General features: G+C 51.7%; 18 protein-coding genes. 5 read left to right on the top strand and 13 right to left on the bottom strand.

Translation table 11 applies throughout. From position 1 onward, the window contains the following. Positions 1-262: 262 nt before the first annotated feature. Together AC2FH6_RS11980 and AC2FH6_RS11985 are read right to left on the bottom strand one after the other, a co-directional pair. The gene (locus AC2FH6_RS11980; protein ID WP_496702774.1) at positions 263-529 is read right to left on the bottom strand and encodes a hypothetical protein; all 267 of its coding nucleotides are present in this window, start codon (positions 527-529) and stop codon (positions 263-265) included. 476 nt (positions 530-1,005) lie between these two features. After that, complete coding sequence (locus AC2FH6_RS11985) at positions 1,006-1,527, bottom strand: hypothetical protein (RefSeq protein ID WP_496702776.1); 522 nt, start codon at positions 1,525-1,527, stop codon at positions 1,006-1,008. A 504-nt stretch (positions 1,528-2,031) separates the two neighbouring features. Here AC2FH6_RS11985 and AC2FH6_RS11990 point away from each other — a divergent pair. Continuing rightward, entirely contained in the window at positions 2,032-3,339 is a 1,308-nt protein-coding gene (locus tag AC2FH6_RS11990) for a hypothetical protein (RefSeq protein ID WP_496702778.1), read from the top strand. Between the two features lie 160 nt (positions 3,340-3,499). Here the strand turns inward: AC2FH6_RS11990 and AC2FH6_RS11995 are convergent, their stop codons facing one another. The 11 genes from AC2FH6_RS11995 to radC form a co-directional block, all read right to left on the bottom strand. Next, entirely contained in the window at positions 3,500-3,697 is a 198-nt protein-coding gene (locus AC2FH6_RS11995) for a hypothetical protein (protein ID WP_496702780.1), read from the bottom strand. Positions 3,698-4,075: 378 nt separating this feature from the next. Further along, positions 4,076-4,681 (bottom strand): ion channel, encoded by a 606-nt coding sequence (locus tag AC2FH6_RS12000; protein WP_496702782.1) that lies wholly within the window; start codon positions 4,679-4,681, stop codon positions 4,076-4,078. Between the two features lie 40 nt (positions 4,682-4,721). Beyond that, positions 4,722-5,150 carry a hypothetical protein gene (locus tag AC2FH6_RS12005; protein ID WP_496702784.1) on the bottom strand — a complete coding sequence of 143 codons (429 nt, stop codon included), beginning with the start codon at positions 5,148-5,150 and terminating at the stop codon, positions 4,722-4,724. Positions 5,151-5,172: 22 nt separating this feature from the next. Continuing rightward, positions 5,173-5,328, bottom strand: coding sequence for a hypothetical protein (locus AC2FH6_RS12010; RefSeq protein WP_496702786.1), 156 nt, complete (start codon positions 5,326-5,328; stop codon positions 5,173-5,175). 52 nt (positions 5,329-5,380) lie between these two features. Then, complete coding sequence (locus AC2FH6_RS12015) at positions 5,381-5,833, bottom strand: hypothetical protein (protein WP_496702788.1); 453 nt, start codon at positions 5,831-5,833, stop codon at positions 5,381-5,383. A gap of 326 nt (positions 5,834-6,159) precedes the next feature. Further along, complete coding sequence (locus AC2FH6_RS12020) at positions 6,160-7,080, bottom strand: hypothetical protein (RefSeq protein WP_496702790.1); 921 nt, start codon at positions 7,078-7,080, stop codon at positions 6,160-6,162. Positions 7,081-7,794: 714 nt separating this feature from the next. Beyond that, positions 7,795-8,034, bottom strand: coding sequence for a hypothetical protein (locus AC2FH6_RS12025; protein WP_496702792.1), 240 nt, complete (start codon positions 8,032-8,034; stop codon positions 7,795-7,797). 148 nt (positions 8,035-8,182) lie between these two features. After that, positions 8,183-8,377 carry a hypothetical protein gene (locus AC2FH6_RS12030; protein WP_496702793.1) on the bottom strand — a complete coding sequence of 65 codons (195 nt, stop codon included), beginning with the start codon at positions 8,375-8,377 and terminating at the stop codon, positions 8,183-8,185. 9 nt (positions 8,378-8,386) lie between these two features. Next, positions 8,387-8,998, bottom strand: a complete 612-nt coding sequence (locus tag AC2FH6_RS12035) for a DUF2971 domain-containing protein (RefSeq protein WP_496702795.1) — start codon at positions 8,996-8,998, stop codon at positions 8,387-8,389. Between the two features lie 151 nt (positions 8,999-9,149). Continuing rightward, complete coding sequence (locus tag AC2FH6_RS12040) at positions 9,150-9,545, bottom strand: thermonuclease family protein (RefSeq protein ID WP_496702796.1); 396 nt, start codon at positions 9,543-9,545, stop codon at positions 9,150-9,152. Positions 9,546-9,593: 48 nt separating this feature from the next. Next, positions 9,594-10,532 (bottom strand): RadC family protein, encoded by a 939-nt coding sequence (radC, locus tag AC2FH6_RS12045; protein ID WP_496702797.1) that lies wholly within the window; start codon positions 10,530-10,532, stop codon positions 9,594-9,596. Positions 10,533-10,727: 195 nt separating this feature from the next. On the opposite strand from radC, the gene AC2FH6_RS12050 reads away from it, so the two are divergent. From AC2FH6_RS12050 to AC2FH6_RS12065, 4 genes are read left to right on the top strand one after another with little or no spacing between them, the layout of a single operon-like run. Further along, the gene (locus tag AC2FH6_RS12050) at positions 10,728-11,153 is read left to right on the top strand and encodes a hypothetical protein (RefSeq protein ID WP_496702799.1); all 426 of its coding nucleotides are present in this window, start codon (positions 10,728-10,730) and stop codon (positions 11,151-11,153) included. Then, a complete protein-coding gene (locus AC2FH6_RS12055; RefSeq protein WP_496702801.1) occupies positions 11,144-11,383 on the top strand; it encodes an HGGxSTG domain-containing protein in 240 nt (79 codons plus the stop codon). Before AC2FH6_RS12050 ends, AC2FH6_RS12055 begins: the two co-directional genes overlap by 10 nt. Continuing rightward, entirely contained in the window at positions 11,380-13,278 is a 1,899-nt protein-coding gene (locus AC2FH6_RS12060; RefSeq protein WP_496702802.1) for a transglycosylase SLT domain-containing protein, read from the top strand. Before AC2FH6_RS12055 ends, AC2FH6_RS12060 begins: the two co-directional genes overlap by 4 nt. Then, on the top strand, positions 13,275-15,248 hold the full coding sequence (locus AC2FH6_RS12065; protein WP_496702803.1) for a hypothetical protein: 1,974 nt from the start codon (positions 13,275-13,277) through the stop codon (positions 15,246-15,248). Before AC2FH6_RS12060 ends, AC2FH6_RS12065 begins: the two co-directional genes overlap by 4 nt. Positions 15,249-15,361: the final 113 nt, after the last annotated feature.

Consider the following 15,361-nt stretch of genomic DNA (forward strand, 5'->3'; position numbering starts at 1 on the left):
CACCACACTGTGTACCCTTTGGTCGAGGGACTGGCGTTACCCACAAGTAGTAAGCCGAGCCCGTTCGACAAAGTGGAAGAGACGTCGCGGACCTGGACCGAGGTCTTCGGGAATCTTTCTAGGCGCAGTCTCTGTTACTTTGTTGATTTGGCTTCTGTTAGGGCGGACTTTCGATATCTTCCAGGGTTGGCCCGGTCGGATCGCAATATTCATACTGGGTGTTGGAGCGATTTACCTCTAGTTCCGCTTGAGGCCCTGTTGCTCAGTCCCCAAGCATCACAGTCTTCCAGGTCTGGATCACCCGGGCCGGTCGCCTGATTGCCACGCGGCCAAGATCCTCTGCCGTTGGCGACCAGACCTTGACGTCGAGATATTCGCGACCGTGCTTGTTGCAGGGAAAAGGGGCGTGATTCAGCGGCCAATCCGGCCCCACTATCTCAACCAGATCCGAAGCCAGGTAGTTCATGCGCTTGTGGCAGAGGTTGCAGCGCAGCGTGATTAACTGATGAGCGCGGGCAGCATCTGCCATCTTTCGAGACGGCTTTGCTGGGTGTTCTCGTATCGGCGGATTCGCGGCGGGCATGATGAGAACATTTAGAGAACATTTTCAACTTGTCCAAATCGATTTTTAAGGCTCCTTATTGTCGAGTTTCGATTGTCAGCTCTGTGCCCAGAGCACCAAATGCAGCGGCAGGACTGTGCAGGAAGCAGACTTTGCAAAGCCTCCAAACCGTCCCGTTCCGAGTTGTTGTAGTGTCCTCACTCGTTTCTGTGCGGCTTCACCAAACCGGACCCTGAGATTCTGGTGGCCAACACCCATTTCAGATGAGTGGAAGTTTGGGGCCTACAGAACATTGATGATCGAAACGATTGCTACACTCATTACAAATCCGTTGGTGAACCTCTTATTGAAGGTCGCATGGATTGCTGGCTGGACAATTGGCATTCTTGCCCTCATAGCGGCGAGCGCTGTTAAGCCTCTTAACCAAAAAGAGTGCCTCTCAGTTAATTGCACCGAACTCTGTCGTCTGCTCCAGAAAACTCAGAAAGTCCGCACCCAAACCGCGGCAACAAGTTTTGCTCCGAGAAAGAGGAGATGAAAGGTCCGAGAAGCTTGTGGGTGTCTTCCGCATCCGCAGATAACAGACTATTCAACGTAGCGGCATCACAGAGTTCAGTAGCATTGCAGGCTCCGACCTCATCAAAGAACTGCGTTAGTGACAATATAGCCTCTAGCAATTCTGCATCAGAATCGGCAAGCGAACCAATATGGGAAGCCAATTGTAACTCAGAAGGACCACTTAAAAACAACACCATGCTTTCAGGCGAGGACAGCGCTGAAATGATTAAAAGGCGCTTCTCAAGAAGCGGTTCGTCATTCAATTGACTTGCATATGCAAGCGATCTTTCAACGCGCAAAGAGTGATTTTCAAGATACTGGCTGTAGAAGAATGCTGGAACGCCAAATAACGCGATCGACAGTCCAAGTACATCGACGACCTTCTTGAATGTCGGGACGTCACTCACACACATTACTCCTGACCACTTGCAGGTCGACCAACCCTTCTGACGGAATACTCTCGAGTAATCTCTCTGCCCTAGTTCGAAAACATGTAATGTCCGAACCATCGAGCGACAGCACTCTTTGGACCTTTTTGGGGTCTGTGGGCCTGATCGCGACAGTATTTTCAGATAACAGTCTAATGTCTTTCACACTAATTTTGGGGTTCGGTGCATTTTCAAGAATGATGACCATCGGAGGTTTTGGATACTCAGCTATATATCCGGCAAAATTAGCGACCACCAAGCGTAAGTCCTTGGCGTCAACAAGCAACTCAGTTTCAGCTTCAGATCGACTAGCAAATGCGGCAGCAAAACATGTGACCAGCAAAAGCTCCACTCCCCTCAAGAGCACAAAGGACATAACCCTTCTTCGAAACCGAAATACCATTATCGTTGCCCTAAACCTTCTAGATGTCCAAACTCGCCCTAGTAGAAAGCGTTTCAAGTCCTTGAACAGAGTGTGCAGACATGACCCTTCGCTATCTCTTTTGTTACATAGCTGTGTTTTGCCTTCAATCCTGCAGTTTTAGCGCGGATACCGATGAAAGCGACCATCCGGCAGATTTCTTCGAGCGGGAGTTTCGGTCGTTCGAACCCGGGGTATTCAACTTTGATGAAAAGGAAATCGAAGTAATTGAGAGGGCGTGGAACGACTCGGGCAACCTCACCGAAGAAGAAGCCCGCTTATTCTTCGCCCAGCTTGAGCCAAGGCTAGAAAGAAACGATATTTTCAGATGCGATGTTACTCTAGAAGGACGTATTACAACTACAAAAATTCGCCAAGTAATAAGGGAGATTGAGAGTTTCAAACGCGATATTCGTCCACCATCTTTGTGCCTTAACTCAAATGGCGGATCGCTTGAAGCGGTTTTGGAACTTGCGGAGAATTTAGGACCTAAGAGTCTAGGAGGGTTGACGACCCTTGTCAGGGATGGAGACAAGTGCCTCTCATCTTGCGCTTTGATCCTAATGCTCGGCCATGATTGCACAGCAGCAACGTGTGGCCTCAGCCGATACATTGAGCCAGGTGCAGTCGTTGGGTTTCACGCTCCGTATCTAGATAGTTCGGCGAAACTCTTGCCTGAAGCGCTCGTTCCAGAAGCATATTCAACAGCTCTTCTGCAATTTTCTGAGCTCCTCTCATTTGGAAACAGCGAGCTATTTCCAAGTTCTACAAGTGTCTTCCCACCGTACATAATTCAAGAGATACTAAAATTCGGCCAAGACGAGTACTTTATTGTAGATACGATCGAAAAGGCGCTACTTGCCAAAATCCAAATCACTGGACAGATGCGCTTAATAGATGACCCCTATCAAGCCTTCTCTGACTTGTGCACAAACACATCTCTAACTCACTCACCTAACCCCTACTCATTTGTCGGCCCCCTTCCGTTCAACAGAGTTGAAATCCGCGAACTGAAAGGAGTTCCGGTTAGCTACACGCTTTACTTCCCGATAATACAATGGGCCAATAGTTCGCCATATAGTTGTTCGATTTCCACCAACAACTTTGGCTTTGGTAGTGATCAAATCCAAACACTGTTCGGACCGGTGGACATATTTAGCGTTCACGAAGAACGTGCCTCAGATGAGGTCGGTCAATTGGCAAGGATCTTTGCGGCCGATGTGACAAAGTACAGGCGATTTGAGGTGCGTGAGCAGTCACTCGAGGACGGCATGTCGGAAGTGTCAAGTTTGATATCTTGGGTGCAGCAGGACTTTAATTCCTGGCTTTTTTGGCCAAGAAGCACGCAAATCTCAGATTTGAGACTATAACCACCCAAGACCGACTTCCACTGTCGAGTTTTCTGTGACCGTGTTACCCGCGTTACGGTCAACGAGACCAGCTGATGAACGACCGCTTTGGGCTGCCTGCGGTCTTTAACCCCAGACAGGCGAAGGGCGACAAAGTCCGCAGAGCCGACATCAGGCGCTCCTATTTGTCGTCTACAATTTTCAGGGCGCGCACTTCTTGCCTCAGGATCGTTTGCCCCCGATCACCAGGATACCGTTCGACCGGGCCGTGAGCACACCACGCGGGATTTCGGGAAGCGAAAGCCATAAGTCGGCGGATCAACCGGCCCTCGGTTCCGGCTTCAATGTGTGCGATCTTCTGACCTTTCAACAACTCCATGGTTCTCGCCTCCTGTTTAGTGCTCACCCGCCCGACGCGTCCGTCGATTACCCAGAGTCGCTAACTCGGTTTTGGCACCCCAGCCGCTGAGCTGCCATGTGGTGGGTGAATTGCTCCTTTTTGTGAACTACAGGCTGTACTGCAACTATCGACTGAAAGTCCAAGCCGCAAAAAGTAGCAAAAACAAAACCACAAACAGGGTAAACTTAACAACCAAGGGTCGGTCTTCATCGGGGATGTAAACTCCCCCTCCGCACATTGGGCAGCGTTTAGTACTGATAGCCCTAGCGTTGGGATGTGCTGTCCAACCACAATCCACACACTTTCCCCTGTAGCGACCCATTTGCTCGCCCTCCTTACTGTCAACTACAGTTCCACTTATTGTTCTTTTGCTCGGGAGTAGAATGCACCGAGAGTGGACAGTCCTTGGGCAATAAGAAGTGGAAGCACCAACATTCCCATCATTGCCTCCGCCATTGCCACACCTCTGCACTGACCCACTGGGACTACGTTCCCATACCCTAGCGTGGTGAATGTCGTAAAAGAGAAGAACTCGAAGTCCATCTCGTTTATTGGATCTAGGCAATCACCAACTTGAGACAGGACCTCATATGCTCTGGCAAATGCCTCTGGAACAGCAAAGCTGTAACCAAGGCAGGCGCATAAGACCAAAAGGGCCAATTTTGGTTGCAAGCTTTTGTTGGCTCGGTCTTTACCCGCGACATACCTTAGAAACCGTTCAAGGAAACTTTTCAAAACACTACGAACAATCAGATACACTACCCCCAACACGGTCAAACTATTGAGGAGAATACCCCGTATTAGGTGTTCGTCACTTGCTGAGGCTTGCCACAAAATAATTTCGGTCAGCAGGCTTCGAACCAGAACGATTGAGAGTACAACAATGATTATCCCCAAAACTAAAATGGCCGTCGACGCAACAATTCGGCCGAATTGCGCCCGATACTGCGAAAAGTCCGTCAAGAAAATTTGTCCTCCCTATTGTGAACTTCATCACTACAAATCAGTAGCCACTTTTGACCCAGAAATCTCTTTCTTGATCGTAGCGGTAGACATCCATATTTCGAGTTGTAACGGCGTCCTTCCTTATGGCGATTGCCTCACGATCAAACCACTCAAGAATGAGTGCACCCGTCATTTCAGATTTGTTTTCGCGCCATTCAGCTTCAGCCGCGCTTTTCCCCTCTGGAAAAACTCGGGCTGTTCCATCCGGCAACATCAGGACAGCGAACCGGTATATTACAGATCCTGATAGTGAGTTTTCACCAGGCACTGAACGATTGGCAGCAGCGTTCAATTCAGCCTGACCGCGCCAGTAATCTACTTGCATCTGCAACAGCTCAATCTCGTGTGCCGCCTCAGTTCTGAGCGGTGATACAGTCCCACTGGCGATATTCACCTCATGGCGCAATCGATCAACTAAATCAGCCATTATCCATGCTCCTCATTGTGATCTACAGATGCGCCGGGATAAGCCGTGCTGCCACCCATTCCCGACCCAAGTCCAATTCAGCTATGCGGTCAACGATGCAGGTCGCGCACAGCAAACCACTTTCGTCTTTTCTTGGGCTGATCCGCTTCCATAGATCGTGGGGAATGACGGTATCCATGACAATCTCTCGACTACAGCTTTCGCACTGGCATGCCATATGTCCTGCCTCCTTATTGTTGATCTACATCGCTGCAAAACAACTCTCGCAGCTTGCCGATGATGCGATTCGACCCATCGTCGGCAAGCCCCAAATTTCTCCTAGCGACGTCCTGCATATCTTTGAGGCAATTTCTGTAAGCGCCTTGTATGTCAGCAAGCTGCTTTCCAAAACTCTGCGTCACACGTCCGGGTAACTCACCAGCCTCATCAAGATCACTCTCAAGTAAATTAGTCCTATCTAAGAATTCTTTTGAAAACTTGAGCGAACCTATGATTTTTGCCTCCGACAAACGGTCACGAAACTTCTCCATCTTGGCTTGGTGTTCACGATCTACACCGTCTGTAATTCTTTTTCCCGTTGCCTCTGCTTCCAATGTTTCGTTGACAGCTTGGAGTGCCTCGTATGCGGCAAAAATAACTGCGTCATAGGCGCTTTCACGTTTTTCCCACCATTTCTCTTTCACAAAGCGTCGAATCCCATACTTGACTGTAAGAAAAACACCCAATCCTACAGTCGAAAGAGACTTAAATAGGTCAACAAAATTACCGTCTAAATCGTTAACCCATGAAAAAAATCTACAATACTAATCAAACGCTGTTGCTCCCTATTGTTGAATTTCGATTGTCCGCTCTGAGTCCTAATGAATAATGTCGAACCGTAGATGAATGTCCGCTTTCTTCAGCAAAATGGCGAACGGTCATTGACGTATTTACGAAAAAAGGGATTGTTGTAAGGTCTAACCCAAGGTCTCTCTGCATTTGAGGGTGATGTAGAGAAAATAAAATTCGACTACTTTATCAATGTCTCGTATTCTGTTGGGCAGCCTTCTGCGGATTGGTTGGCGTTCTTTGCCAAGGGCGCAAAATTCATTTTGAAAGTTTCATACATGGTCATTGTTTGAATGTTGGGAACAGCGACCGAGTTGAGCAGGTTGAACGCGCGTTCGCGCAACTGTATTCCGCACAGCCAATCTCCCGATGTCATCTCAAACAACGCCCATTCTGCAATGCTGTTTGCTGACTGATGTCGAAAGGGGTCCGAATTGAAAGACCGCAAGCTTTCAACTGCGAGAGCATAGTTTTCTCGAACCCTGCTGATGGTAACACCAGTCGGCTCGCTATAGGCCAAAGCTCCCTTTAGCCTGTAGACGTCAGAAACCAGGGATGGATTTGCCTGAAGCTCCGCCTTACTAGCTGCTATGTCGTAGAGTTCATCTGCATATTTTACTTGCGAAGTTTGACCAAAGGTGTAGGCCAAAATCACAATCTCTTCGGCCTCAAGCTCGTTCACATAATTTCTTACTCTATCTCTATTTCGTGATAGCAGCGTGACTTGCTTTGTGCTCATTGCCCTAATGTAGATGTTTCGGGTTTCGGCGTCCAATATCTGACTGACGTTTGATGCTGTGGTAGCAGTTACGTCGGAAAGTTCGACAACGAGTTCCTTAAGCGCTGAAACTTCAGAAGCTCTTCGTGCCTCAGCGGATAATATGAAGCGATCCCATACTCCTAGTGGGAAAGTATACAGCAACGCCACAATCAGTGCCGCCACGCCACCCCACTCCTTGAGCGAATCTAGTTTTGACTTCTTTGCGCCATCTACGATTTCCTCCAATTGATCAATTCGTACTTCCAATTCATCGTGTTGAAGGTGTTTGCGTTTTTGTGATTTCCTTAGCGCAATGTGTTTTTTCCGTGCTGGAGTTTTCATAGCTGAGTTATCATCTAACAGACTTCGTAGGCATCTAGCATTACGGCACACCGTTGCGGTCCGGGTAGATGATACCAAGAACCTGGAGACGGAAGGGCGACCTGACAAACTTGCAAGATTCCCTGAGGGCTCAACCAACCTTGTTGCTTGCCAATGCATACAGCAAATTGATCGGCTGCGGTTTCGTTCATTTGGCCCAAATGATGCGCACACTCATGCGCATAGAGGAACGCGATAAATGCCGTAGGATAACCAGCGAGATCTGACCGAAGGTATATCGGCCCGCCGGGACTGGAACGGCCGAGGTTATCTAGCTGGGGGGTGACTATTGTCCAAGCTCCCTGGCAGCTAAAAGGGTATCCATCAATTTGGAACGACCCTGGTGGATAGTTCTGTGCATTTGCGACTGCATAATTTGACACAAAAATCAAAGCCGCCAAAAACCGTATCACAACAAATCTCCTAGAAGATTAGATCCTTATGGCAAATCAAGTTTTTACTAATTGTCAGTTGTTGTAATGGGAAAAGTACACTATTCGGGCCTCACTTTCTAGACAAATGCTACCGCTTTCATAATAGCCAGTTACTATCAAAGGAATTTTCCAGAGTGGTCATGCACTTAGAGCCTCACGCATTCAGTCGGTGCGGAAAGCGGACCATCACTTCTTTGCAGCGAAAGGTAGCTTTCTCCCGTAGAGCAGACATCGACACTCCCTATTGTTGACCTTCAGTTAAGCCAAATTGGATTTTAAAATCCGCCGTATCGTTTTCTTCGTCGACGCTGTATAACAGTGATCCGCCAAGAAAACTCAAAGCCTTTGTGCGAAGAATAGCAGCAGCAGATTCACTCAAACCGCCTTTTTCAGACAGGATATCCACTGCCCAATTTCGAAGCGCATCACTTTCATCGCCTTCTGGTTCAACACTAAGGATACCGACCGCGATCTTTACCATTTCTGCAGATTGTTGACGCTCGCGAATTTGCGAATTGAACCAGATAGTAGCGCCGCCGATTACTATAGGCAGAGCAACCTTGCCTACAATCTACAGCTTGTCCCAAAACCACTTTTCGTTTGAGTCTACGTCGGACATCGTCTGCTCCTTATAGTGGATCTTCCTCCGCGTTCCGCTTGATAGCGGACTTCATCAACTTCGCGACCCGGTCCAAGTCGTCTTTCAGCGCTTGAATATCCCGGTCTATCGCCGCCTCAGAAGTGCACAGAGAGTGCAAAGGCTGTCTTGCGGCAAAAACACCAACACCTTGGATTCCATTGTTCTCATAGTCGAAAGGCTTCATGGTCACTCCTTAGTGTGAACGCGGCGAATCAAGTAACGAAGAAACGCGAATTGGCAAATTCCTGTCGAACTTGTGAGTTGTTTCAGTCACCGCTTCGGCGACCCAATTTGGTGTTTGAGGGGCTAATACGACTTCGCAAACAAGATCTCGCACCGAAACTGGCAGGTCCATGCCGACAGATCCTTGAACGAGGCTTGGCCCTCCAAGCTGTTCGTGTAGATTCTGCATGTAGACAACCCGCACCTCGTTTTCGTGAGAAAACTCACTCCTCTTATGAAAGTACGGCGCTTTTGAATTATTGGGTGACTCGAAACATTCAGTGTCCCAATCGATATAGTTAACAAAGGTGAACGCGACATGCTTTGGGAGCTGACAAATCAATTTGGCAACATCTGAGACAATAGCGATGCAATAGTCATTGTTAGAATACAACTTCCACATCGCTGCGGACTCTTTCTTGTTCCAATGCCAACAGTTTACGTAGGTTGACTGCCTATCTTCTTCTAATTGATCTGCAAATTTCCGCGCTTGTTCAAACGGCTGAGGAGTGCCGGGGGTAATGCTTTGCATTGCCTGAACAGTGGAATCATTGATTAAACCCTCAAATGGGTCCTCGAACATGTCCGCCCTCGTCAGCCGAATGCTGTTAGAGTTCAAGAATGATAGATACCTCGCCAAGTCCATGTATCGCCAGATACGCAGAGAGGTATGTTCATTTATGCCTTTTGGCATCCACCACTTTTCGCAAACAGATTCCACGTATTCCCTCAAACTATCGTGTACAATACCCTGCCCGCTTGAGCCGTGACCTAGCCGCGCGCGTCTCTAGGTGCCTGTACCGCCCGCCCGAATAGCGGGCGCAATCCAGAGCATGACCGGCGGCAATGACTGCCGCGCCTATATCCTGTCCGTCAGCATAGCAGACACCCACCCAGCGGTCGTGTGTGCGTTCGCCGTTCAGGTCGCAGGAGATGGACTTGCCGCGCAGATAGTTCACCATCCACCGTTTCGCGTTCTGGCCAGATCGAGTGCCGAGTTCGGGCGCATCGACGCCGTTCAGCCGGACGGGTGTTCCGTCAACAACGATAGTGTCGGCGTCCCGAACGTGTAGGGTGCCAGCATGCGCAAGCGGGGCGATAAATATCGCAGCTATGAAAAGGTACTTCATCGGATAAGAACTTCTTCTTGCCTATAAATTCTTCCGCCAATCTATCGGCTACACACCAAGGAGCAACCCGTTTGCGCTGAACGAATACTCCTGTTCTTTACCGATGATGACGTGGTCATGAATCATAACCCCAAGTGTGTCACAGGCCGCCTGTACCCTCTCGGTCATTTCTATATCTGACCTGCTAGGTGTAGGATCTCCGGACGGATGGTTGTGAACAAGGATGAGAGAACTTGCGTTCAGTTCAAGTGCGCGCTTCGCAATCTCACGCGGATAGACGGGCACATGGTCTACAGTTCCTTTGGCCTGTTCTTCATCCGCAATCAAAACGTTCTTACGGTTCAGGTACAGAACTCGGAATTGCTCAACTTCGCGGTGCGCCATTGCCGTGCGACAATACGTGACCAACGATTCCCAGGATGAAACGACATCCCGCTGCAGAACTTTCGCTTGCGCCATCCTTTGCCCAAAGGCCTCAACAAGGCGCAGGTGATAGTAGACCCATTCGGTTGCACCATCGACTTGCAGAATACGGTGCCTCGAAGCTGCAATCACCCCATTCAAATCTCCGAACTCAGCCAGCAAACGCTTTGCCAATGGCTTGACGTCGATCCTGTGAATTGCGTTGAACAGCAGAAGTTCCAGCAGTTCGTATTCGGGCATTGGTGCATGCCCACCCTTGAGAAACCGAGTCCTCAGACGCTCACGATGCCCCCAATAGTGCGGTCTTTTCACCCCGTCATCGCCCTTTACAAGACCGCCCCCTGCTGCGTTCGTTGGCGAGAGGCGGTTGCGGTAAGCATAACCGGGCGCGTGCGCCGTTTCAGTGATTGATTCAGGTGGCGGCGTTCGTGCTTCCAGATCCTCAAGCCCCTGCATCGCCTCCTCTGAAAAACCATTCTGCCCGTCGTATTTGACCAACTTGCCAAACCTCGTTTTGTCCCGGCCGATGACTTCCTTCAACTGTCCCAATATCTGGTTTTTCATCACCGTACCTTCCTGCACACAACAACAATGACGGCGGGTTGGTTAACGGATGGTAAACAGCTCTAGAGTTGCTTTGGCTGCTCATCTGTCGACTTGGATCTAACCTGAACCAATTGTAGCGTTATGTTCCTATCTTGTTCTTGTTTTTATGGGGTATTATGATACCGTATACTTGAATAGGTAATGAGGGCGGAAATGCAGGTGGCGCAGGAAGAAAAGAAGGATTCACAACCAAAGGCGGTACGCATATCGCTGGCGCATGAATTCGGACAAGACAAGTTTGAAGAATTGGCCGGTAATGCCGCAGAGATGATCCGTAGCGGATTGGTTCAGTATTGGAGGCTGAACGGCACTTTCGGCATTTTCTCCCTGAGCCACATACAAAACGTGTGGAATCTGGAGACGCACTTTTTGGGCGACACCAGCGAATGCCCTGACGAGGAACTTAAAGCTATCGTCAACGCGTTCTGGGACGAAGAATGCCCCGAGTACATCACTGCGGTAAGCCCCACGGACTGGCCTAACATCTGGCTACATCAGCAAGCGGGCTTTCATCAAACCGGGTTGCTGCCCCTTTCGCACGGTCCCGCAATCACATGGGGGTATCGCAAATGTCACTGAAAGAAACACGGATTTGCGGCGCAAAGCTGCGAGGCGGTACACGCTGCATGTCGGAGCCAGTGCAGGGCAAGACACGCTGCCGCCTGCATGGCGGCGCGTCCACTGGGGCTAAGACTACGGAAGGTCGAAGAAAGCAATCAGAAGCGGCAAAGGCCCGCTGGGCGGAAATCAACAAAGCAATGGCCATGATGAAAGCCAGGGGTCAAAAATCAAATGAGGTAAGGCCATGATGAGGCTACCAACTAAAAAGCAGACGGGGTTCGTCTTTGGTGGCGATACTGGAGTATCGTATGATGACTTGCAGCGTAAGCGACAGGTTGTAGACGCCTTGATGGCAAACTCAAACCGGATGCCACAAAATCTTGGTGAAGGTCTTCACGCTATCGGGAATGCCTTGATGGTGCGCGGATTGAACAAGCAAATCAAACGCAGCGAAACGCAGGGCCAGGAAAAGGCGCACAGCCTTATAGCCGCCGCCCTGTCAGGTGGTAAGCCCGCTACGTCTAATACGGGCTTCGGTGTATTCGATTCATCCAACCCAAGCACAGGTGTTTCTTTTACTCAGCCGCGCTCAGAGGCGCAGGCAATCGGTGACGATGCCATGGCGGCACTCGGCAAGCCCAACGCCATGTCCCTTCCCGGCTTGTTCGAGAGCTTGGAGCAAGAGCACAGCTTGCCAGCGGGATATTTGGAACGAACCGCCCAAATTGAAAGCGGCATGAACCCCAATGCGCAGAATCCAAATTCCAGCGCCGGTGGAATTTTCCAGTTCATTGACAGCACAGCGCAGCAGTACGGGTTGACAGACAAGACCGATCCGCAGGCGGCCGCACGAGCCGCGGCGCGACTGGCAGCAGACAACGCGGCGCATCTGCGCAATGCACTGGGCCGAGAGCCCACATCTGGGGAATTGTACCTTGCCCACCAACAGGGTGCGGGCGGTGCGGCCAAACTTCTATCAAACCCCAAAGCAAGCGCCGCAAGCATTGTGGGGAATGACGCTGTATCCTTGAATGCTGGTGAAGCGGGCATGAGCGCGGGCGACTTCGCAAATCAGTGGGTAAGCAAGTTTGGTGGCGGTTCTCCACAACCTTCACAACCTCCGCAGTCTGATTACAGCGCGCTTTATGAGGCGCTTTCCAGCCCCTGGTTGGATCAGGGCCAGCGGGCAATGCTCATGGCGGAACTAAAAGACCGCAGGGCGGCAGACGCCCGTGCCTATGACCGCTGGGAGCAAGCCAATGACCCAATGCGGGAAATGCAGATAAAGCGCGCGCAGCTTGAACTTGAGAAGTTGCAGAACCCGCAGCCCGGCTACTCCCTCCTGACCGATGAGCAAGAAATCCAGATGGGCCTTGATCCAACGGGTAACTATCAGATTGGGCCGAACGGCAAGGTTTCCCAGATTGGCGGCAGCGGAACGAATGTCAGTGTTTCGACCGAAGCCGCGATCCCGAAAGGCTACCGTGCAATTAGGGATGAGCAAGGCAGATTATTGTCCTATGAGCCGGTACCGGGTGGGCCTGAGGACACTAGCGCTGCAGACGCCAAAGCGGCTGAAGCCAAAACCACATCGGCCAACATCGTCATGGATGAAATCGGCATTGCTAAAGAACTGATTGCGGGACAATCAGCCTTGTCCCCAGCAACAGGGCTGACTGGCAGTATTGCGTCTACCATTGACAACACCCGTGCCGGCGCACTGAAAAACAGGCTGACAACCGTCAAAGCCAACATCGGCTTTGATAAACTTCAAAGCATGCGCGACGCCTCACCCACTGGCGGGGCGCTTGGTCAGGTGTCCGAGTTCGAAAACCGTTTGCTACAGTCAGTTTTCGGCAGCTTGGAACAGGCACAGAATCAGGAAGATATCCTCTATAACCTCGATCGACTGGAACAACTCTATTCCCGCGTCATTCACGAGGGCATTCCGGAAGAAGAGGCGCGCGAGATGTACCGCCAAATAGAGGTTGGCGGATTGGCGCCAAGCGGATCTGGTACCCAGGTTGGTGTCGCCGAGTATTCCAAGATGGGTCTTAACGACCTCATCAACCTTGACTTAGACACCCTCACGCCTGCCCAGCAAGAGGCCTTGTCGCGTCGCTTTCAGGAGTTGGGATATTGAGTAACGATCCGATTTCAGACCTCAGACTGCGCCAATTGAAAGCGCGGCAAGCAGCGGCAAAGGCCGCACAGGGCACTCCACATGGCGACGGCTCGACAGTTGCCCCCTATGACCCGTCTTTCTTCGAACGGGCAATGACAGGCCTGCGCCAGAGCGGCATTGTACCGCGCGCCAACATCCGCGACTTCGAAAGTATCGGGGCCGGTGTTCGCAGCGCGGTTGATACCGCAATGTTCGGGTTCGGTGACGAAGCCCGCGCACTATCCGAAACGCTTGGTCCGGTTGCATATGGAATGCCCCCCGGCTTGTTTCCACACGAGACAGACAGTTTCGGTGAAAACCTTGGCGAAGAACAGGCGCGCTCAAAAGCTACGCGGGCTAACAACCCAACGGCCTCGACAGTTGGTGATGTGGCCGGGCTGGCAACTGGTGTCGCGGGAATTGGCAAAGCTGGGCTGAGTCTCGCGGCTAAGGCTTCGACACCGGGTAAAGTGGTCGCTGGGTCTGCGGGCGATGGCTTGCTGTATGGTGGCCTAGCAGGCGCTGGTCACACAGACGGTGACTTGGCGCATCGTGGCATAGGAGCTTTAGAAAGTGGCGGTATCGGCGCGGCTACTGGTGGTGCTGCAGCGGGCGTCTTTTCTGCCGCCCCTGCCGTCCGTGGGTATGTCGCCCGCAGAGCCGGTAAACCTGCTTCTCAGGCGCAAGCACGTATCGCACGGGCCCTGACACCTGATACGTCGGCTAAGCTGGATGACCTTGGCCCCGAAGGTATGCTGATGGACGCCATGGGCGAACGTGGGCGCGCCCTGGCGCGTTCTACGGCCAATTCCAGCCCAGAGGCCCGTGAGTTGCTGGAAAGCGCATCCAGGGCCCGGATGGCGGGCCAGAGCGATCGGATGACAGATAAGCTGCTTAGAGCATCGCGCATGGATCAACCGCAAACGGCGGACGATTTAATCCAAGGCATTCGTGCACGTGCTAAGCCTGACATTGACCGTGCATATGCCGAGGCGCGTTCTCTGGGTCACGATATTGATATAACGGCGTTTGATGATCTGTTGCAGACCGATATGGGTCTCAAGGCGTTCCAGCAAGGAAAACGTCTAGCCGGGGATCGTATGGCCGCTGAAGGGGCTTCCGGTGAACCCTCCGCTCTTGCCGTGCTGGATGAAGCCAAAAAAGCATTGGACGACATGGCTCGGCCCGCACTCGGGCAGGGACCGACCAACGAGCAGGCGGTTGCAGGGATGCTGGCAAAGCGGCTTAGGGAGCGAACAGACGCCCTGACACCGGCGTATGGTGGCGCACGGGATATGGCCGCCGAAAGATTTGCCAAGGAGAGCGCGGTGCGTCTTGGCGCAGAAGGCGCGAAACCCCGGAGCTCTGCGAACTATGCGGATCGGGCCCGGGCAGCGACAAAGTCCAATCCTGTAGAGGTCGCTCAGGGCTACGCCGCTGGCAAAATAGACGCCCTGCAGAACCGCAGGGACACACCCGGCGCGCTAGACACTCTGTTCGGCCCGAGACGGCAGCAGGACGCCATGCAGTCCGCATTGGGGCTGGAAGGAGCCCGAACGGTACGCAGTCAGATTGCGAACGAGCGCACCTTCGCTGATACCCATCGAGCGCTGACAGCGAATTCCACTACAGCGCGCCAGCTCATTGAGCAAAGCCTGTTAGGTGGAATCGGCGGCGGTGCGGGGTTTGCAACCACGGGTGACCTGCAAGGTGCTGGCGCAGGTGCAGCTGCTCTGTTGGCGGCACGACACGGCGGGGCAGCGGCAATCCGAAAGGCCACAGCAGGCCGGGAAGCAAAGGTTGCTCCGGTGATTGCTAAAATGCTGACTGAGGCCGGTGTGCCAGCACAACTGCAAAGCACAATATCCAAAGCTCCCTATAAGGTTCGGGAAACGATTGTTCGCGCTTTGATGATGAATGCTACGGGGCCTCAGTTAAGTCCTGAGTAAAGTATCCAGGCCCCGTATAGCACGGGGCCTACTACTCCAATCATCCCGGCACAGCCCAAAGCACCCCAACCGAGTAAGGAAAGTTGTCGGTCGTTGTCACTAGCCAAAGTCCA

The organism is Ruegeria sp. CDSC045 (genome assembly GCF_059610725.1).